Genomic DNA, 19272 nt, shown 5'->3' with positions numbered 1-19272 from the left:
GAAGTATTTTCAATATGAAACCATCATCTAAAGCAGTCATGATTGGATGTATCAGCTTTTTTGTTTTCTTATATGGAAATCTTCTATTCGGTGGACTTGTTGGGTCACTGATTCCTAGTGGAGATGACTTTATAAACTCTTATTTTTACCCACTTTATACAGCAGTCACACTGTTAATCTCTCTCATTATTTCCTGCACATACTTGATTCTCAAAAAAATCAATCTGCTTTTAGACAAAATGGAAGAAAAATAAACTTGTGTTTCGAAAATCGGAAGTTGTGAGGAAAAGGTGAATGAAAAGGCGAATGGAGCAAAAAAAGTAAAAATCCGATTTTGATTAAAAGTTCTTTGCCCCGCTTTCTTTCAAGAAAGCGGGAAGAAAGGAGGTCCCGTATGGCGATGATCGACAGTTCTATCCAATATTTAAAGGGCGTCGGCCCGGCGTTTGCTAAAAAGTTTGAAAAGCTCGGCGTTACCACCATCCGGGATCTGCTTTTGTGCTACCCCCGCAAATACATTGACTACACCAAGCCCTACACCGTAGTCAGCGCACCTTACGACGTGGACAGCTGTGTCCGCGCCACCGTGCTGCAAAAAGAACCGGTCCGCCGCATCAAGGGCGGGCGGGCGCTGGTGCGGGTGCTGGCCGCGGATGACTCTGGCGTACTGGGGCTGTCCTGGTTCAACACGCCCTACGTGGCCGATAAACTCATCATCGGCCAGACCTACTACTTCGAGGGCCGCATCGGCGGCACCATGACCCGCCGTGAACTGCTGCACCCGCTGGTGCGCACCGAGGCGCAAGTGGCTGCCAGCCCCTTTGTGGCCGTCTACCCCGGCACCGAGGGCCTGCCCGCCGCACGGCAAGCCGCCTGCGCCTACGCGGCGCTGCAATACGTGGACGAGCTGGCCGACCCGCTGCCGCCGGAGCTGCTGACCCGCTACCGCATGCCCACCAAGGCCCAGGCCGTGCGCAGTATCCACGCCCCGCAAAGCGCCGAGGACCTGGCCGGGGCGCGCCGCCGCCTGATCTTTGAAGAGCTGTACATGCTCCAGATCGGCATCTTTTTGCTGCGCAGCCACGGTCGGCGCAAGACCAGCGCACCAATGCACGAGATGGACCTTGCCCCGTTCTGGGGCAGCCTGCCCTATGCGCCCACCGGCGCACAAAAGCGCTCTACCGAGGAAATTGTGCACGACCTGTGCGGCGAGGTGCCGATGAACCGCCTGCTGCAGGGTGATGTCGGCAGCGGCAAAACGCTGGTGGCTGCGGCGGCCATCTGGTTTGCCGCGCAAAACGGCTGGCAGAGCGCCATGCTGGCCCCCACCGAAATCTTGGCCCGGCAGCATGCCGCTACACTGGCCGACCGGCTGGAACCCTTCGGCGTCAACGTCACGCTGCTGGTGGGCGGCATGAAAGCCAAAGAGAAAAAGGTCGCGCTGGAAGCCATTGCCGACGGCCGCGCCGGGCTGGTGGTAGGCACCCACGCGGTGCTGACCGATTCGGTCGAGTTCAAAAACCTGGGCCTGGCCATCGTGGACGAGCAGCACCGCTTCGGCGTGCGGCAGCGCGGCCTGCTGGCAGGCAAGGCGCAAAGCCCCCACCTGCTGGTGATGAGCGCCACGCCCATCCCGCGCACGCTGGGCCTGCTGATGTACGGCGATTTGGACATCTCGGTGCTGGACGAACTGCCGCCCGGCCGCAAGCCCATCAAGACCTGGTTCATCACCGGCAAAAAGCGGCGGGACATGTACGGCTTTATTGAAAAGCAGCTTGCCGCGGGGCATCAGGCCTACGTGGTCTGCCCGGCCATCGAGGAAAACGAGATGGCCGCAGATATGCAGGCCGTCAAAAAATATTACACCGAGACCGTCTGCCCGCTGCTGCCCAACCGGCGCATCGGCCTGCTGCACGGCAAGATGAAGCCCAAAGAAAAAGACGAAGTGATGCTGAAATTTAAGGCGGGGGAACTGGACGTGCTGGTCTCCACCACTGTTATCGAGGTCGGCGTCGATGTGCCCAACGCTACAGTTATGGTCATCGAAAACGCCGAGCGGTTCGGTTTGTCGGCGCTGCATCAGCTCCGCGGACGTGTCGGGCGCGGAGCGGCGGATTCCTGCTGCATCCTGATTTCCGACAACGAGAACGACGCCGTTAAAGAGCGGCTGCGCTTCCTGTGCCACACGTCAGACGGTTTTGCCGTGGCAAAATATGATCTCGAAAACCGCGGCCCCGGTGATTTCTTCGGCTCGGCCCAGCACGGTCTGCCCACGCTGCGGGTGGCGGACCTGGTGCAGGATACCCGCACGCTGAAAGTGGCCCAGGAGGAAGCCAAGGCCCTGCTGGCTGTTGACCCAAATCTCGCCATGCCGCAGCACCGCGCCCTGTCCGATGAGGTGGACCGCCTGTTTGCCACCGCCGGTGCGATGAACTGATTGTAAAAATCCCAGTTCACACCCTTTTATTTTCCCTTTCAATTTGCTATACTAATACCGTATATCAACCAAAAGGAAACCATGCCTATGAAAAGATTCTGCGCGGTGCTGTGCGCCTTTGTGCTGGTGATCGTGCTGGGGCTGCCGGTGGCGGCTGAGGGGATCAACGGCTCGGCGGCGGATATTGCGCCCGACATCATGGCCCCTGCGGCCTACGTGGTCAACCTGGATACCAATATCGTGGTCTACGAGAAAAACAGCGAGACCCCGCTGCAGGCCGCCAGCCTGACCAAGATGATGACCACCCTGCTGCTGCTGGAGAACTATCAGGACCAGCTGGACACCATCAGCGTGACAGCCCCCAGTTATATCTACGACCTGATCTGGGAGAAGACGACCAACGCCTCCACGGCGGACATCCGTAAGGGTGAGACCCAGACCCTGCGCAACCTGCTGTACGCCATGATGCTGCCCAGCGCCAACGAGGCTGCCTACATTGTGGCCGACTATATGGGCGGCGGCAGCATTGATAACTTTGTGGCGATGATGAACGAGGAAGCCGCCCGCATCGGCTGCACCGGCACTACCTTTGCCGACCCCTGCGGTCTGGATACCAACAACGTCACCACTGCCCGCGATGCCTACCTGATCCTGCGGGCACTGACATCCTACGACATCTTTGCCACGGTCGTGTCCACCCCCAGCTACGATATGGGCACCAACGACCGCTACACTACCCCCGGGACCTATGTGATCCAGAACACGGACAAAATGCTGAACGAAGGCAGCGCCTACTACCGCAGCTATGTGCGCGGCGGCAAGACCGGCAGCCTGGGCGAGTGGCAGAACTTCGCGGGCTGGCACACCCAGGACGGCATCAGCTACATCAGCGTGGTGCTCAACGTGCCCTATGAGGCCGACCCCGATCAGGCCCGCCCGGCTCTGTACGAGACCGCCCAGCTGATGGACGTCATCTTCGATTCCTTTACCATCGCGGCGGCGCTGGACCCCACCCAGCCCATCACCGAGATCCCGGTGGATTACGCCACCCAGTCCGATACGGTCATGCTTTACCCCACGGACAATATGATGACCCTGCTGCCCAAGGAGGGCGGCGCTGCTCTGACCGAGCAGACCTTCAACCTGCCCAAAAGCATCGCGGCCCCCGTCAGGCAGGGGGATGTGGTCGGCACCGTTACGCTGACCATTGAGGGCGAAGTCATCGGTACGACGGACCTGATCGCCGGCAGCGATGTGGCCCGCAACCAGGTGCTGTACACCATCGCCCGCGTGGGCGAGTTCTTCTCCAGCACCTATTTTAAAGTTGTTGTTATGCTTACGATGATCGTCGTGGCTGTGTACGCCTTCCTGTTCGTTCTGGCAGCATTGGGCGTGCTGAAGCCAATTGAAAAATCATCGAAAAAGCGTACAAATAAGTAAAAACCTCAGGAGGGGTTATCCATGTTAGACGTAAAGCGCAACCTTACGACCATGACAGATTTCTACGAGTTGACCATGTCGGCCGGCTACCTGGATGAGGGGTATGTGGACAAGATCGCCGTCTTTGATATGTTCTTCCGCCGCGTGCCCGATGGCGGCGGCTACGCCATTATGGCTGGTCTGCAGCAGTTCATCGACGCCGTGGACCACCTGAAATTCACCCAGGAGGACATCGACTATCTGCGCACCACCGGCGCATTCAATGAGAAATTCCTGAACTACCTGGCCAACTTCAAGCTGCACTGCAACATCTGGGCCATCGAGGAAGGCATGCCTATCTTCCCGCAGGAGCCTATCGTTACCGTGGAAGGCCCGGCCATTGAGTGCCAGCTGCTGGAGACCCTGCTGCTGGTCACCTTCAACCACCAGTGCCTGATCGCCACCAAAGCCAACCGCATCGTGCGTTCTGCCGCCGGCCGCCCGGTCATGGAGTTCGGCGCCCGCCGTGCCCAGGGCTATGACGCCGCCTACTTCGGCGCCCGCGCCTCCTACATCGGTGGCTGCGGCTCCACCTCCTGCGTGATGGCCGCCCGCGACTTCGGCATCCCGGCCTCCGGCACCATGGCCCACAGCTGGGTGCAGATGTTCCCCACCGAGTACGATGCCTTCAAGAAATACGCCGAGATGTACCCCGACGCCTGCGTGCTGCTGGTGGATACCTACAACGTGCTGCGCCACGGTGTGCCCGATGCCATCAAGGTGTTCGACGAGGTCCTCAAGCCCATGGGCAAGCGCCCCAAGGGCATCCGCATCGACAGCGGCGATATTGCCTACCTGTCCAAGAAGGCCCGCAAGATGCTGGATGAGGCCGGTTACCCCGACTGCACCATCTGCGCCTCCAACAGCCTGGATGAGTACATTGTCCGCGATCTGATCCTGCAGGGTGCCCGCGTGGACAGCTTCGGCATCGGCGAGAACATGATCACCGCCAAGAGCGACCCTGTCTTTGGCGGCGTGTACAAGCTGGCCGCTGTGAAAGAGGACGACGGCAGCTACACCCCCAAGATGAAGCTGTCTGAATCTGCTGAGAAGATGACCATTCCCTGCCTGAAGAAAGTCTGGCGTATCTACGACCAGGACGGCAAGGCCATGGCCGACCTCATCACGACGGCTGACGAGCAGGTCGAGACCCAGCACGGCATCACCCTGTTTGACCCCATCGAGACCTGGAAAGAGTGCACCTACGTCAACTGCACTGCCCGCTGCCTGTCCACCCCGATTTATGAGAACGGCAAGCGCGTCTACCAGTCCCCGAGTCTGAACGACATCAAGAAGTTCTGCAAGGCCCAGGTCAACACCCTGTGGGACGAGGTCAAGCGCTTCGAGAATCCGCACCGCTACTACGTTGACCTCAGCCAAAAGCTGTGGGATACCCGCAGCGCCCTGCTGAAGAAACTGTCCAAGTAAAACATTACAAATTGGTTACAACGCACCCCTTCCGCACATACTATGGCGGGAGGGGTGTTTTTATGTTAGAGCCGATCATATTGTTTGCCCTGGGCGGGGCCGGGTATCAGGCCATCGAGCTTGCCTGGCGGGGCACCACCCATTGGACAATGTTTGCCGCAGGCGGGGCATGCCTTTGCCTTTTGCAGCAATTGGCCCGGCGGCGCAGCCTGCCGTTGGGGGCAGCGGCGTTATGCGGCGCTGCAGCCGCCAGCGGGGTAGAGCTGGGCGTGGGCCTGGCCTGCCGCTACCTTTTGCACCTGGCCGTGTGGGACTACAGCGCCCTGTGGGGCAACGTAGCCGGGTTGGTCTGTCCGCTGTACAGCTTTTACTGGTTCTTGCTTTGCTTTTGGGTGCTGCTGGTGCTGCGCGGGGCCGAAAATTGGGCTAAAAGACCGCTTTATCGTATCACGAAATGGGCTGCCGAGCCTTAAAGTCCAAATTATGGTACTTGCCATCCTGTATAATGGAAGCATAACAAAGCTCAACCAAACAGGAAAGGCGGTACACATCATGACGCAGCAGTTTCGTTACGTAGCAGGCCACATCGAGGTCTATTCTGAGTACGGCGAGTTCCTTTTCTCGGCCGATACCATGCAGGAAGCATGGGAGGAACTGTCCGCGTGATGCGTACAGATGCAACCCAAAAATATACAACATGCCGAAATAGTTTAAAATATACAAATAACTTTTGTAAGTTTGTACAAAATGCAACTTGCAAAAGACGGACTTATCGCATATAATAAAGACAGAAAAAGAAAAGCGATACCGCCAAGGCGAACAGCCCGCAGCAGCGGCATCGCCCCCCAAAAAGACCCGCCAATATCGGAAAGGAGATGGGTTGTATGTTGAAGCTGCACACGTTAGCCGAGTGGATGTATGGTTTTCTGGAGCCTGCCCCGCCGTACGGCCTGCCGGAGGAAATGTATAACGACGTGATGCCGTCTGGCGTCCACCGTTATAACCGTTATAATGACGGATTGTAAGGCAGCCTCTTAAAACACGGTCTCCCCCAAGGCCGCGGTGTAAGAAAAGACCTCCCAGCAAGCAGCCGCCCGGTGCCGACATGCAAATGTTCGGCACCGGGCGCTTTTTGTCGTTCCGCTTGCATTTTGGGCCTAAAGAGCGTATGATATATACTGTCCTTTTATGACCTGGCGCGGCAGTTTGCCGCAGCGGTGCACAAAAGCCTGCACTGCTCCCAGGCAAACCACACAAGGGGAGACTATTTATGAAACTTATCACCTTTACCGTGCCGTGCTACAATTCGGCCGCTTATATGGACCACTGCATCGAGACACTGCTGCCCGCCGGCGAGGAAGCCGAAATCATCTTGGTGGATGACGGCTCCAAGGATGACACCGGCAAGATCGCCGATGCCTACGCCGAAAAGTACCCCACCATCGTCCGCGTGATCCATCAGGAGAACGGCGGCCACGGCGAGGGTGTCAACCAGGGCATCCGCAACGCCACCGGCATGTACTTTAAGGTGGTCGATTCTGACGACTGGCTGGACGATGACGCCCTGGCCAAGGTTATGGATGTGCTGCGCGCCCAGGCTGCCGCCGAAAAGCCGGTCGATCTGGTCATGGCCAACTATGTGTACGAGCATGTGGCTGATAACACACGCAATATCGTGGATTATACAGGCATCCTGCCCGAGGGCCGCGTCTTTAAGTGGAGCGAGATCGGTCACTTTCCGCCGAACAAGAACATCCTGATGCACAGCGTCATCTACCGCACCGAGGTGCTGCGTAAGTCCGGCATGGTGCTGCCCAAGCACACCTTCTATGTGGATAACATCTTCGTCTACCAGCCGCTGCCCGAGGTCGAGACCATCTACTACCTCAACCTGGACCTCTACCGCTACTTCATCGGCCGCGATGACCAGAGTGTCAACGAGAAGAACATGATCAAGCGCGTCGACCAGCAGCTGCGCGTCACCCGCATTATGATGGAGGCCGTGGATGTCTACGCCCTGCCTGTCACCCAGGACAAACTGCGGGCCTATATGCTCAACTATTTCTCGATGATGATGGCCATCTCCAGCATCTTCCTGACACTGGACGGCAGCCCCGAAGCCATGGAAAAGCGTAAGCAGCTGTGGGCCGACCTGAAAGCCCATGATCCGCGCCTTTGCCGCCGCTGCCGCCTCTCGGTAGCCGAAGCCTGCAACCTGCCTGGCTGGCTGGGCTGCAAGCTCAGCATCGGCGGCTACCGCATTGCCCAGAAGCTGTTCAAGTTCAACTAAGGGGTGCCCATGCAGTACAAAACAATTCTATTTGATCTCGACGGCACCCTGACTGACTCCGCCCCCGGCATCCTCAACTCGGTGCGGTACGGCTGCCGCAGGATCGGCATCCCCGTGCCCGACGAAGCCACCCTGCGCCGTTTCCTCGGCCCGCCGCTGATCGATTCGTTCCACAATCTCTGCGGCTTGAACGATGCCGACACCGACTGCGCCGTGGCGGCCTTCCGGGAGTATTTCCCAGACAAGGGCCTGTTTGAGAATGAGGTCTACCCCGGCATCCCCGCGCTGCTGGCCGACCTGCACGCCCGCGGCTGCCAGCTGGTGCTGGCCACCAGCAAGCCCGAGGAGTACGCCCGCCGCATCATGGAGCATTTTGATCTGGCGCAGTACTTTACCGCTATCTGCGGTGCGACTTTGGACGAGACCCGCACCGACAAGGCCGAGGTCATCGCCTACGCGCTGGACACCATCGGCCTGACCGATAAGACCGGCGTTGTCATGGTCGGTGACCGTGAGCACGATGTCATCGGCGCGAAGAAAAACGCCCTGCCCTGCATCGGCGCCTTCTACGGCTACGGCACCCGCGAGGAACTGCGATCCGCCGGTGCCGCTGCCATCGCGGATACCGTGGAAGACCTGCATAAACTGCTGCTGGGATAAATCAAATGGGAGACAGCCCGCGCTGTCTCCCATTTTTTATTGGTCCCGATCGTTGTAGTAGAGATACCACCCGCGGAAGCCGTACCCGATGCCAAGAGCGCCCAGCACCAGCAGCATAGCCGCCTTGTCGGGCCAAAGCGGCATATTCCGGGTGCAGACCCAGACCACCGCCAATGCAAGGCATACAAGCACCGGCAGACCGTAGTGCAGAAATCTCTGCACCCGCAGCCGCTTCGGGTCGCCCTCTACCGCCAGCGCCGATGGATCGCACACCTCACACCGCACCCGCAGTATCGGGATATTGCGCACATGGCTCGAATACCGCACGGCCCTGTACTCAATGCCGTCAAGCATAAAATGCGGGGTCATGCTCTCCCGGGTCATGTTCACATCCACGCCGTTTTCGTCTGCCCAAGCCAGCAGCGCCGCCGTAAATTCCTGCGGGGTTACAATGGCGGTGTCCGGCGTAAAGGTAAACTGCCGCTTATGCTCGGCAGACGCCATTTTCCGGTAGTCCTGCACCCAGCCGGTAAACCAGCCGCCCGCCTGGGCAGGGGAGTCCATCCGAGCCAGGCAGTCGTCCACATCCAGCTCTGCCGCCGTTCGGTCGCCGGCGGCCAGCTCCGTGCAGAAGGCTGCGGCCGCTGCCAGCTTTTGCTGCTCGGCCTCCAGCTGTCGGCGCTGGCGTTCAGCAGCCTCGGTCAGCGGCAGTGTACCGCTCAGTACCGCGCGGATATCCTCCACTGGCATATCCAGTGTGCGCAGCACGCGAATCAGTTTCAGCGTCCGCACATCGGCATCCGTATAGATACGGTAGTCGTTCTCTGGGTTGCGTGCCGGGGTCAGCAACCCCGCCTGCTCATAGTAGCGAATGTTCCGCGCCGATACGCCCGACGCATCCGCTGTCTGCTTGATGTTCATAACATCACGCTCCTTTCCCGGTTATCGTACACCCTGCACCCACTGGAAGGTCAAGGCTTTTCCTGAAAATAAGCGACAACTTATAATATTTTGATTTCTACAGTTCGCCCGCCCAGGTTCTCATAAATTCTGTGGGACACTGACAGTACCGTGCGACCCTCGGACGCCCGCCGCAGGGCCTCCAGCACGCGGGCTTCGGTTTCGGCGTCCAGGTTGGCGGTGATCTCGTCCAGCAGCAGCACAGCGGGGTCTGCCGCGGCGGTGCGGGCGATGGACAACAGCTGCCACTCGCCCTGAGAGAACATCCCTTCACTGCACGGGGTGTCGTAGCCGTCGGGCAGCGCTTCGATGGCCCCGTCAATGCCCGCCAGTTGGGCCGCATGTTTGGCCATCTCGGCGGTGATCTGTGGATCGCCCAGCGTGATCTGGTCCAGCACGGTGCCGGGCACGCGGGCAAAATGCTGCTCCACACAGCTGATGCAGGTGCGACGCTCCCGGTCGGTGATGTCCGCCACCGGTACGCCGCCGATGGTGACGGTGCCGCTTTCGGCCGGGTACAGCCCCAGCAGCAGCTTGAACACGGTACTCTTGCCCGCGCCGGTGCGGCCAATCAGCGTGACCTGCTCGCCCTGTTTCACGGTCATCGAGAAATCATTCAGCACATGTTTCTTGCCGTAGCCAAAGGTGACGTGGGAAAGTTCCACATCGCCCCGGGCCGCCCTGGTACGCTGTGCGGAAATTTCCCGTTCCGGCTGGGCCAAAAACGCATCAATGCGCTTCACGCCCGCCATGGCAGACTGGATGGTCTGAACCTCCATGCCCAGGCTTTCAATGGGGGCGAAAATGCGCGATATGTAGTTGATAACGGCTACCGAGGTACCGACGGACATGCCGAACAGCTCCAGCACCACCGCGCTGCCGGAGGCCGACAGCAGCATAACGATGCCCACCACCACGGCGTTCAGCAGCAGCACAGCGGGGGAGTAGACGGCATCGTAAAAGTTAGTGCGCTCCATGGCGGCGTAGCCCGCGCCGATGCACCGGTCATAGCGGCGCTCCATGTACTGCTCCATGCCCAGCGCGCGGATGGTGCGGATGTTGTGCAGCGTCTCGGGCACCTGGCCGGAGACGGCGGCCACAGCCCGGCGGTTGTCCAGCTGAGCGGCCAGCATGCGGCGCTGTACACGACGGGTAAACACCGCGAACAGCGGCAGTACCAGCAGTAAAATCAGCGCCAGACCGGGATTCTTTGCGGCGATGACCGCCATAATGGAAAGGATGCGGCAGGCGTCTGCCACCATGCTGATGATGCCGGAGGTGAACAGCGCCTCCACCGTGTCCACATCGCCGGAGAACCGCGCGGCCACCTCGCCGGGGTTCTGGTCCACCAGCGTGCGTGCAGGCAGCTGCGTCAATTTGTGGGACATCTCGGACCGCAGCGCGTGGGTCATCTTTTGCCCAAACAGCACCAGCAGACTTTCCTGCGCCGAGGACAGCACCCCCTCCAGCGCCAGGCTGGCAAAGTAGACAAGCACCGCCCAGATCGTCAGCGGCAGGCCCGCCTCCAGCCCATCAATGATGCGTGCCAGCAGCAGCGGCGGCAGCAGCGAGGCGATAACTGACGCCGCCACGCATAAAAGTGTGCCAACAGTCAGCGGGTAGTGTGCCCGGGCCGCCATGCGGAGGGCTGCAAACACGCCGATTTTATTGTTCGTTTTCATGCTGCTGCCCTCCTGTCTGGCTTTCGTACAGCTGGCGGTAGGCCGGTACGGCCGCCAGCAATTCCTCGTGGGTGCCCACGGTGGTCTTGCCATCCTCCATAAAAATTACACGCTGCATCTGGGGAAAATGGTACAGCCGGTGGGAGATGAGGAAGACGACCTTATCCTTGGCGTACTCCTGCAGGTTAGCAAACACGGTATCCTCGGTGCTGCGGTCCAGCGCCGAGAACGGGTCGTCCAGCACCAGCACCGGCCGGGGATGCGCCAGTGTGCGGGCCAGCGCCAGCCGCTGGGCCTGCCCGCCGGAAAGCCGCGTGCCGCTGGGACCGATCACGGTGTCCACACCGTTCTCCATGGCTTGCACTTCGTCTTTCAGCGCCACAGCAGCCAACCAGGGCATCGGGTCCTGCTTGCTGCCGCACAGCACGTTGTTCTGCACGGTGTCGGCGCTCAGCTCCGGGTCATGCCCCAGGTAGCCGACGGTGGATGCAATTTCCCGCGGCGTCAGCGCAGAGAATTCTTTGCCGCCGAACCGGGCCGAGCTGCCATAGGAAGCTTCACACAAAAATACACGCCCAAAAGTGGATTTTCCGCAGGCCACCGGCCCCGTAATGCCGATGATCTCCCCCGGATGGGCTGTCAGATCCAGCCCCGCAAAAATCGGCTCCTCGGTATACCCAAAGGACAGATCCTCTAGCGTTACATCGGCGGGGGCGGGCACAGCCAGCTCGTCCGGCTCCTCCGGCAGTTTCATCAGCGGTTTGATGCGCTTCCAGGAGACTTCAGCTTTCTGCACCGCGTTGAACAGCTTCGCTGCTTTCGAAGATTTTACCGTCAGCTTGGTAAAGCAGGAGAGGAACGTAGTAAACGCCGCAATGTCCCAGGCCTGCCACCCGGTGCCCAGCACGTTTTTGGCACCGAACCACAAAATGAACAGCACGCCCGCTTCGGACACCGCCAGATACAGCGGCGGCAGGGCCGATTGCCACACGTTGCTGCGCACGGCGGTCTTTTCGTAGGTGGTCAGCACGTCCTCGTACCGGGCCTCGCGGGCGGTCTCGCAGCCGTAAATGCGGTAGGTGGCGGCGTTCTGGGCACGGTCCAGCGTGGCGGCGCTTAACGCACCGGCGGCCTTTTTGTAGGCGGCGCCTTCGCGCTGCACCGGCTTTTTCATCCACGCCGCGCATAGGTAGGAGACCGGTGTAAACAGCAAACTCAACAGCGCCAGCCGCCAATCATACACCAGCAGCATCACGATGTAACCTACCAGCGCTACGCCGGTATCAAAAATTTCGGTGGTGAATTTCCGCATGCCCTCCACGCAGTCGTCCACGTCGGAGATGGCCTTGGTCATCAGCTCGCCCGCACCCTCTTTTTCCAGCGCGGCGCGGCTCTGGCGCACCAGGTTGGCGTACAGGATGCCCTTCATCCGGCGGTTGATGTTATTGGCAAAGCGGCGCACGTAAAAGCGCTTGATGAACCGCGCCGCCTGCACCACCAGCGTAACCAGCACATAGGTCAGCACCAGTATGGCCATGGCCGCGGCGGTGGCGCTGCCGCCCAAAATATCGGCCAGGCATTGGGCCAGCCGCCCCTCAAACCAGGGCGTGGCCAGCAGACCGATGTTGTAGATCAGGCCCGAAACGGTGACCAGCGCCAGCAGCAGCCATTCGATGCGGAAGTAGGCGCCGATGCGGTCCGGGCGGAAGTTCTTGTCATTCTGCATGTTCCGCTTCACCCTCTGCGGCTTGTTTAAAGTGCGGGAACCCCGCGCGGCTCTCGGTCTTGGAGGCCGTGTACAGCTTGTGCAGCGTAGCCGCAAAGGCGGCGGCCTCGTCGGCGGGCAGGGCACTGGTCAGGTACTCGTAAAATTCGGCCTCGATCTCCGCCTTGGAAGATTTCAGGCTTTCGGCTTTCTCGGTGGGGTACAAAAGCTGGCTGCGGCGGTCATTGGGGCTGGCCTTGCGCACCAAATAGCCTTTCGCTTCCAGGTTTTTGGTGCGCCGGGCGATGGCCGCCTTGTCGGCGTGCAGCAGCTCGGCCAGCGCCGCCTGGGTGCAGCCGGGGTGATGGCGCAGCGCGTGGATCAGGTCGATCTCCGCCGTGCCAACGCCCTTTTCCCGCAGGGTAAGCAGCACCAGCTTCTCTGCCTCGCGGGCAATTTTGGTAATTTTGCGTTCGGTAATATCCATGGTCGCCTCCGTATCCGGGTAAACTGGTTGCACCTACATCGTTGTACATACAACCATTATAGCCTGCTTTCCGCCTCTGTCAACAAAAGCAGAAAATTTATCCCCGCCGCGCAGTACAAAAAACAAAATAGGCATACCCAACCGTCCCATTTTGTGCTATACTTATTTTATATTATGGTTTAAGGAAGGGTTCCTGTTATGTATCAGATGGGTGACAGTAAATTGGAAGTCCGCGAACTGCTGGTCAAGGCGTTCGCCAGTGCGTGGGAGGCCGGAGATAAAACGGTCGACCGCGATACGTATATCAATAGCAGCATCAACGTGATCGACTCTCTGCAGGTCGGCCCCGAGATGATCTATGGCGAGGAAGGCCAGGGCCTGCTGGAGGGCGAGCTGGACCACCTACCCGACCTGCTGCGCGCCGACGGCGCCTGGGTCTACTACGAGGTCCCGGCCGAGAACTTCTTCATCCTGACCTGGATGATCGACGCCGACAAGGCTGCCGAGAAGGTCGCTTCGCTGAAAGATGAGGAAGGCAGCCTGGCCTGCATCGTTGATCTTTCGCAGGAGTGGCACCGCGCCTAATACACCACCAAACCAGGGAAAGGGGGACAGCACCATGAACCGGGACAGCATCTATCTGCCGCGGGATGTCATCGGCCTGCTGCAAACGCTGCAAAGCGCCGGGCACACTGCCTATGTGGTGGGCGGCTGCGTGCGTGACAGCCTGCTGGGCCGCACCCCCGGGGACTGGGACATCTGTACCTCGGCCCGGCCGGAGGAAATGCGCCGCCTGTTTGCCGGCCATCAGCTGATTTTGACCGGCGAAAAGCACGGCACGGTGGCGGTGGTGCTCCACGGCAAACCCTACGAGATGACCACCTACCGCCTGGACGGCAACTACCACGACCACCGCCATCCCGACGCGGTGCAGTTCGTGGACGACCTGCCCAGGGATCTGGCCCGGCGGGATTTTACCATCAACGCCATGGCCTACGCCCCGGGCAGGGGCATTATTGATCTGTACGGCGGACGGGATGACCTGGCGGCGGGCATGATCCGCTGTGTGGGCGACCCGGCCCAGCGCTTTGCCGAGGATGCTCTGCGCATCCTGCGGGCGCTGCGCTTCTCGGCCCGGCTGGGCTTTGCTTTGGACGAAGCCACCGCCGCCGCGGCCCTGCAGGCGCGGGATACGCTGCAAAGCGTGAGCGCCGAGCGCATTTATACCGAGATCGACGGTCTGCTCGGCGCCCCCAACGCGGGGCCGACGCTGGCCAAATACGGCGAGATCCTGGCCGGTGCGGTGCCCGAAGTGCAGGCCTGCATCGGTTGCACCCAGCCCGGCCGCTGGCATTGCTACGATGTGTGGCAGCACTCGGCCGTGGCGGTGGAAAAGCTGGACCTGCGCGGCCAGGATACCCGCGGCGCGCGGGTGCTGTGCTGGGCAGCGTTTCTGCACGATATTGCCAAACCTCAGTGCCGCAGCGTGGGCGCGGACGGTGCGACCCACTTTAAGGGCCACAACCAGCGGGGCGCGGCGATGGCCCGCACGATTTTGCGCCGCCTGAAAGCCCCCGGCTATCTGATCGAGGGGACTGCCGGACTGATCGCCATCCATGATGCCCCGGTCCCGGCGGGGGACACCGCCATTTTAAAAAGTCTCAACCGCTACGGCGCGGTGTTTTTGCACCGGCTCTGCGCGCTGAAATATGCCGACCTGGACGCCCACGCCGACACGCCGGAGGTCAAAGCCCGGAGGAACGAGGTGGCCGCCTTTGAGGCCCGGATGACCGAGCTTTCCAAGACCGCCTGCTACACCATGCGCCAGCTGGCCGTAAACGGCGGCGACCTGATGGAAGCCGGCCTGCCCGCCGGCCCCGCCGTGGGTGCTACCCTGCAGCGACTGCTGACCGCCGTTATGGAGGGCCGCGTGCTGAACGAAAGAGCCGCACTGTTGGAGTTTGCGTTGAGTTGAAACGAAAAGGGTGAAAGTATGATCTTCGGCATCGGCATCGACCTTTGCGCGGCAGACCGCATGGCGGCAAAGCTGCAAAAGCCCGCCTTTGTGCAGCGTGTTTTTTCCTCGGAGGAACAGGCCCTGCTGAACGAGCGGGGCGGCACCCACCGTGCCGAGACAGCCGCCGCCAACTTTGCCGCCAAGGAGGCTTTTTTAAAGGCCGCAGGCACCGGCCTGGGCGGCTTTGCACTGACAGATTTAACGGTATTGCGTAAAGAAAGTGGCGCACCTTATTTTGCCCTGACCGGCCCCGCCGCCGAATGGACCGCCGCCAACGCCCTGACCCCGCACCTGAGCCTGACCCACGAAAACGGCCTGGCTTGCGCGTTTGTAATTCTGGAACAAAACAAATAACTGCCTTTTACGGGCGGCCATGGGCCGCCTTATTTTGTAACAATCGGAAAGGAGGTCCGCCGTGCCGACAAAAGCCCCCCGCGCCAGCAATCTGGAACTGCTGCGCATCCTTTGCATGCTGCTCATCATCGGCGACCACCTCACCGGCCAGGGCGGCATTGCGGATTATTCCACGCTGCCGTCCTCCTTCGTGTTCTGCCTCATCGGCTGCGGCTCCCGCATTGCCTGCACCGTGTTTGTGCTGGTGGGCAGCTGGTTTATGTGCGAACAGCCGTTCAAAACCCGCCGCCCGTTGTCGCTTTGGCTGTCGCTGTGGCTGTACACCGTGCCGGTCACGCTGCTGTGCAGGCTGGCCGGGCTGGATGTCTCCCTCGGCGCACTGCGCTGGGCGGCGTTTCCCGCCGGTACGCGCCAGCTGTGGTTCATCTCGGACTATCTGGTGCTGCTGCTCTGCGTGCCGCTGCTCAACCGGCTGCTGCACGGGCTGCCCCGCCGCGCCCACAAAGGCGTGCTGCTGGTGCTGGCTGTGCCGCTGGTCGTTTACCCCACGGTGTTTGGCCAGGACGGAATTTTGGGCGATACGGCGTGGATGTTCCTCTACGATTACCTGCTGGCTGCCTACCTGCGCCGCTGGCCGGATAACCGCCTGTCCCGCCTGCTGAACCGCCCCGCCGCGGCGCTTGTCCTCGGCCTGGGCCTGCCGCTGGCCAACACCGCCATCCGCGCGGTGCTGGAATACCGGGGCGCGACCGACAGCAAGGCGTTCCAGTACATTGCCTACTACCGCACGGCGCTGGGCGCACTGCCCGGCCTGCTGGCGGCGCTGGCGCTGTTCCACTTCTTCAAAAATCTGGACCTCGGCAGCAACCGGTTCATCAACGGGCTGGCGGGCACGACGCTGGGCGTTTACATCCTGCACCAGGTCCCCGTGCTGCGGGACTTTTTGTGGAACGGCATCTTCCGCGCCCAAGCGCACCACGGCTCGGCGGCGTACACGCTGCTGGTGATCGTGCTGACTTTCGCGGGCTGCGCGGCCATCGACACGCTGCGTACCAGGTTTATCATACAGCCCTTGCAGCGCAGCCGTGCGTTTACGGCTTTTTGCGTCAAAGGCGACGCGCTGGCCGCAGAAATCGAAAAACAGAGTGATTAAAAAAACCTCCTCTCGCTTATACTCTAGGTAAGCAAACGAGAGGAGGCTTTTTCTATGGAAGTGCACAGAGGCGAGGTTTTTTACGCCGACCTAAGCCCCGTCGTGGGCAGCGAGCAGGGCGGGATACGGCCGGTACTTATCATCCAGAATGAGATCGGCAACCGGCACAGCCCCACGGTGATCGCGGCGGCCATCACCAGCCGGCAGGATAAAAACCGCCTGCCTACGCATATCAGCGTGCGGGCCGACCGCTGCGGCCTGGCCAAGGACAGCATTATTTTGACCGAGCAGATCCGTACCCTGGATAAGCGCCGCCTGCGGGAGCGTGCGGGCCGCATCCCCGAGGATGACATGCGCCGCGTGGATGAAGCCCTGGGCGTATCCATGGGGCTGGAAAGCCAGAGCACCCACCAGGACGGCGGTTATTTCTGAGGATCGGCGGCATCTTCCTCCACACTGACGGGCACGCCGCGGTGCTCCACGGGTGTGGAGAACACGATTTGCGTGCGGGTGCGGCCAAACTGCTGCAAATGGTTGATGAACTGGTCCAGCTCCTGCGTGGTGGCAAACAGCACCTCGATCAGCATGCTGTAATCGCCGGTCACGCAGTTGCACTCCACCACATGGGGGCAGCTTTCAATGTAGGGGTAAAATTCCGGCTTGCGCTGGGGGTCCATGTCCAGGTTGATGAACGCCTTGACCATGTACCCCAGCATCGGCGCGGCCACCTGGGCCTGATAGCTCATGATCGCGCCGGAGCTTTCCAGCCGGGCCATGCGGGCCGACACCGCAGGGCTGGATAAAAATACACGGTCAGCAATTTCTTTCAGCGGTGCGCGGGCGTCCTTTTGCAGGATGTCCAAGATTTTTCGATCGATACGGTCCATAGCTTCCCCCTAAAAATACCCTCTAAAAAACAGACACGACCCCCACCAACGGCGCGTCATTGCACCGCAAGCAGGGGTCGCTTTACTATGTAAAGTATTCTAGCACACAAAACCAAAAAAGTAAAGTGCCGGCTGAAAAAAATAAAATGGGTGAGAGGGTGCGACACTTTGGCCCCTCTGCGAGGGTGACTCCCAACAGCGTGGGGAGATGTCGCATCGCGACAGAGGGGTCCGGCCGCGTAAGCGGTCCCGCGAAGCGGGTGGGGGAGAGACTATGCCAAGACTCTCTCCCTCCGGCGCTTCGCGCCACCTCCCTCCCAGAGGGAGGCTTTTAGCGATTCCACTCCGGCATATCCGGGAACACATCCCTTGCACTGAACAACCGCTCGTTATAATACATCTCAAAATGGCAGTGGTTCCCGAAGGAGTTGCCGGTATTGCCCACATAGCCTATGACCTGCCCCTGCTCCACCACATCGCCTACGTGCACCGCCTGGGCCGACATGTGGGCGTACAGCGTTTGGTACCCGTTGCCGTGGTCGATCTTCACGTAGTTGCCCCAGCTCCAATGGCGGGTACATTCCACCACGGTTCCGGCGTCGGCGGCGTAAATTTCGGTGCCGTAGGGTGCGGCAATGTCCGCGCCACGGTGATAGTTGATTCCGGGAGTAAAGTTCGCCCAGCGGGAAATGTGCCGGTAGGCGGGCACGGGCCAGATGAAACTGCCGGTGCCCAGCTTGCCGATCATCCCGCTTTGCAACCGGGTGCCCCGGCGGATGACCTCCGGCACCGGCTCGGCAGTGCGGGCTACATCCAACACGCGGCTGTCCACCTCGGCGCCGTTTTCGTACACTACCTCGTAGGTCACGGTCTCGCGGCCCGGCACGCCGGTCTGCACGGTCTCGCTTTTGCCAAAATCCAGCGTGTCGTCTTCCACAATTTGGGTATCGTAGGCAAGCTCCTGCTCGTACCGCTCCCGGCGGCGGATCTGTACCCGCAGCAGCTCGCCGTCATTGGCCTGCAGGGCGGATACAACCTCGGTATAGGGACTGACCGACCCGGTCAGGTAAATGCCGTCTGCCAGCGTCAACTCGTGGGCAAACACCACGCGGCTGTCGGCGTCGGTGGGGTCCATGTAGGGACGGCGCACCGCGGCCAGCAGGGTGCGCAGGTGGTCGCCCTCGGTGGTCACAAAGCGCAGGGTGCCGTCCACGTAGACGGCGGTGCCCGCAGTAATTTCACTGCCGCTGGCCTGCAAAATGGCGTTGGCCACCTCACCGGGGGTCATCGTGTCGGCGCTGACGGCCAGCGTAAAGGCCGGGTCCAGGTCCCAGTTGGGCACGTCGGCCCCTGCCGCTTCCAGAAGGGTGCGGGCGGTGTTCACGCGGGCCTGCACATCGGCACGGGCGGTGTCAAAGTCCTGCTCGCTGGCCACATAGCCCACCACGGTGCCATTTACTTCCACCCGCAGGGCAAAGGGCTGGCCAAGCCAGGTGCGCACCAGCCACGCAAAGGCCAGCGATCCCGCCACCGGGACCACCAGCCCCAGCCATGCTTTGGGGCGGCGCAAGGCCTGCCGCAGCTGGATGCACCCCAGCGCGACGGGGCGCAGCACCGCTGTCAGCAGCGTACCCAGCACCCGGACAAACCAGCGGGTAAAGGCGGCCAGCCCGCGTGCAAGGCAGAGCAGCCGATACTCTACATAAAAGCCAAACCAATACAAAAAGTCGTTA

At 60.7% G+C, this 19272-nt stretch carries 19 protein-coding genes; 13 read left to right on the top strand and 6 right to left on the bottom strand.

Going from position 1 to position 19272, the window contains the following annotated elements:
• Positions 1-14: 14 nt before the first annotated feature.
• The 8 genes from OGM81_03440 (at position 15) to OGM81_03405 (ending at position 8294) form a co-directional block, all read left to right on the top strand.
• Entirely contained in the window at positions 15-254 is a 240-nt protein-coding gene (locus tag OGM81_03440; protein UYJ44203.1) for a hypothetical protein, read from the top strand.
• Positions 255-349: 95 nt separating this feature from the next.
• Positions 350-2437 carry an ATP-dependent DNA helicase RecG gene (gene recG / locus OGM81_03435; protein UYJ44963.1) on the top strand — a complete coding sequence of 696 codons (2088 nt, stop codon included), beginning with the start codon at positions 350-352 and terminating at the stop codon, positions 2435-2437.
• Between the two features lie 87 nt (positions 2438-2524).
• Entirely contained in the window at positions 2525-3877 is a 1353-nt protein-coding gene (locus OGM81_03430) for a serine hydrolase (protein ID UYJ44202.1), read from the top strand.
• A gap of 21 nt (positions 3878-3898) precedes the next feature.
• A complete protein-coding gene (locus OGM81_03425; protein ID UYJ44201.1) occupies positions 3899-5344 on the top strand; it encodes a nicotinate phosphoribosyltransferase in 1446 nt (481 codons plus the stop codon).
• 62 nt (positions 5345-5406) lie between these two features.
• Positions 5407-5817, top strand: coding sequence for a putative ABC transporter permease (locus tag OGM81_03420; protein UYJ44200.1), 411 nt, complete (start codon positions 5407-5409; stop codon positions 5815-5817).
• A 411-nt stretch (positions 5818-6228) separates the two neighbouring features.
• Positions 6229-6369: a hypothetical protein gene (locus OGM81_03415; GenBank protein ID UYJ44199.1), complete on the top strand. Its 141-nt coding sequence runs from the start codon at positions 6229-6231 to the stop codon at positions 6367-6369.
• Between the two features lie 245 nt (positions 6370-6614).
• The gene (locus tag OGM81_03410) at positions 6615-7634 is read left to right on the top strand and encodes a glycosyltransferase family 2 protein (GenBank protein UYJ44198.1); all 1020 of its coding nucleotides are present in this window, start codon (positions 6615-6617) and stop codon (positions 7632-7634) included.
• 9 nt (positions 7635-7643) lie between these two features.
• Complete coding sequence (locus OGM81_03405) at positions 7644-8294, top strand: HAD family hydrolase (protein ID UYJ44197.1); 651 nt, start codon at positions 7644-7646, stop codon at positions 8292-8294.
• Positions 8295-8330: 36 nt separating this feature from the next.
• Here OGM81_03405 and OGM81_03400 read toward each other — a convergent pair whose 3' ends face one another.
• The 4 genes from OGM81_03400 to OGM81_03385 form a co-directional block, all read right to left on the bottom strand.
• Positions 8331-9215, bottom strand: a complete 885-nt coding sequence (locus OGM81_03400; protein ID UYJ44196.1) for a MerR family transcriptional regulator — start codon at positions 9213-9215, stop codon at positions 8331-8333.
• An 80-nt stretch (positions 9216-9295) separates the two neighbouring features.
• Entirely contained in the window at positions 9296-10936 is a 1641-nt protein-coding gene (locus OGM81_03395) for an ABC transporter ATP-binding protein/permease (GenBank protein ID UYJ44195.1), read from the bottom strand.
• Complete coding sequence (locus OGM81_03390; protein UYJ44194.1) at positions 10920-12662, bottom strand: ABC transporter ATP-binding protein/permease; 1743 nt, start codon at positions 12660-12662, stop codon at positions 10920-10922. Before OGM81_03390 ends, OGM81_03395 begins: the two co-directional genes overlap by 17 nt.
• Complete coding sequence (locus OGM81_03385) at positions 12652-13128, bottom strand: MarR family transcriptional regulator (GenBank protein ID UYJ44193.1); 477 nt, start codon at positions 13126-13128, stop codon at positions 12652-12654. The genes OGM81_03390 and OGM81_03385 overlap by 11 nt, the downstream gene beginning before the upstream one ends.
• Positions 13129-13326: 198 nt before the next feature.
• Between OGM81_03385 and OGM81_03380 the strand changes: the two genes are divergently transcribed.
• The 5 genes from OGM81_03380 to OGM81_03360 all read left to right on the top strand — a co-directional run bounded on the left by OGM81_03380 (position 13327) and on the right by OGM81_03360 (position 17084).
• On the top strand, positions 13327-13713 hold the full coding sequence (locus OGM81_03380) for a hypothetical protein (protein ID UYJ44192.1): 387 nt from the start codon (positions 13327-13329) through the stop codon (positions 13711-13713).
• Between the two features lie 34 nt (positions 13714-13747).
• Complete coding sequence (locus tag OGM81_03375) at positions 13748-15103, top strand: HD domain-containing protein (protein UYJ44191.1); 1356 nt, start codon at positions 13748-13750, stop codon at positions 15101-15103.
• A gap of 18 nt (positions 15104-15121) precedes the next feature.
• Positions 15122-15499, top strand: coding sequence for a holo-ACP synthase (gene acpS / locus OGM81_03370; GenBank protein UYJ44190.1), 378 nt, complete (start codon positions 15122-15124; stop codon positions 15497-15499).
• 61 nt (positions 15500-15560) lie between these two features.
• The gene (locus OGM81_03365) at positions 15561-16652 is read left to right on the top strand and encodes an acyltransferase (protein ID UYJ44189.1); all 1092 of its coding nucleotides are present in this window, start codon (positions 15561-15563) and stop codon (positions 16650-16652) included.
• Positions 16653-16706: 54 nt separating this feature from the next.
• Positions 16707-17084, top strand: a complete 378-nt coding sequence (locus tag OGM81_03360; GenBank protein UYJ44188.1) for a type II toxin-antitoxin system PemK/MazF family toxin — start codon at positions 16707-16709, stop codon at positions 17082-17084.
• Here OGM81_03360 and OGM81_03355 read toward each other — a convergent pair.
• Both OGM81_03355 and OGM81_03350 read right to left on the bottom strand, forming a co-directional pair.
• Positions 17075-17539, bottom strand: coding sequence for an Lrp/AsnC family transcriptional regulator (locus tag OGM81_03355; GenBank protein UYJ44187.1), 465 nt, complete (start codon positions 17537-17539; stop codon positions 17075-17077). The two genes, OGM81_03360 and OGM81_03355, sit on opposite strands and share 10 nt — an antisense overlap.
• 331 nt (positions 17540-17870) lie before the next feature.
• Positions 17871-19262, bottom strand: coding sequence for a peptidoglycan DD-metalloendopeptidase family protein (locus OGM81_03350; protein UYJ44186.1), 1392 nt, complete (start codon positions 19260-19262; stop codon positions 17871-17873).
• Positions 19263-19272: the final 10 nt, after the last annotated feature.

The organism is Oscillospiraceae bacterium (genome assembly GCA_025758045.1).
GTDB lineage: Bacteria > Bacillota > Clostridia > Oscillospirales > Ruminococcaceae > Gemmiger.
The sequence above is the reverse complement of the archived record's forward strand: the minus strand, read 5'-3'. Positions and strand labels throughout refer to the sequence as shown.

Coding starts and splice junctions, on each gene's coding strand:
- OGM81_03360 (UYJ44188.1), top strand. CDS start 16,707: ATGGAAGTGCACAGAGGCGAGGTTTTTTACGCCGACCTAAGCCCCGTC.
- OGM81_03425 (UYJ44201.1), top strand. CDS start 3,899: ATGTTAGACGTAAAGCGCAACCTTACGACCATGACAGATTTCTACGAG.
- OGM81_03375 (UYJ44191.1), top strand. CDS start 13,748: ATGAACCGGGACAGCATCTATCTGCCGCGGGATGTCATCGGCCTGCTG.
- acpS (UYJ44190.1), top strand. CDS start 15,122: ATGATCTTCGGCATCGGCATCGACCTTTGCGCGGCAGACCGCATGGCG.
- OGM81_03430 (UYJ44202.1), top strand. CDS start 2,525: ATGAAAAGATTCTGCGCGGTGCTGTGCGCCTTTGTGCTGGTGATCGTG.
- OGM81_03380 (UYJ44192.1), top strand. CDS start 13,327: ATGTATCAGATGGGTGACAGTAAATTGGAAGTCCGCGAACTGCTGGTC.
- OGM81_03385 (UYJ44193.1), bottom strand. CDS start 13,128: ATGGATATTACCGAACGCAAAATTACCAAAATTGCCCGCGAGGCAGAG.
- OGM81_03405 (UYJ44197.1), top strand. CDS start 7,644: ATGCAGTACAAAACAATTCTATTTGATCTCGACGGCACCCTGACTGAC.
- OGM81_03410 (UYJ44198.1), top strand. CDS start 6,615: ATGAAACTTATCACCTTTACCGTGCCGTGCTACAATTCGGCCGCTTAT.
- OGM81_03440 (UYJ44203.1), top strand. CDS start 15: ATGAAACCATCATCTAAAGCAGTCATGATTGGATGTATCAGCTTTTTT.
- OGM81_03400 (UYJ44196.1), bottom strand. CDS start 9,215: ATGAACATCAAGCAGACAGCGGATGCGTCGGGCGTATCGGCGCGGAAC.
- OGM81_03395 (UYJ44195.1), bottom strand. CDS start 10,936: ATGAAAACGAACAATAAAATCGGCGTGTTTGCAGCCCTCCGCATGGCG.
- OGM81_03415 (UYJ44199.1), top strand. CDS start 6,229: ATGTTGAAGCTGCACACGTTAGCCGAGTGGATGTATGGTTTTCTGGAG.
- OGM81_03390 (UYJ44194.1), bottom strand. CDS start 12,662: ATGCAGAATGACAAGAACTTCCGCCCGGACCGCATCGGCGCCTACTTC.
- OGM81_03355 (UYJ44187.1), bottom strand. CDS start 17,539: ATGGACCGTATCGATCGAAAAATCTTGGACATCCTGCAAAAGGACGCC.
- OGM81_03420 (UYJ44200.1), top strand. CDS start 5,407: ATGTTAGAGCCGATCATATTGTTTGCCCTGGGCGGGGCCGGGTATCAG.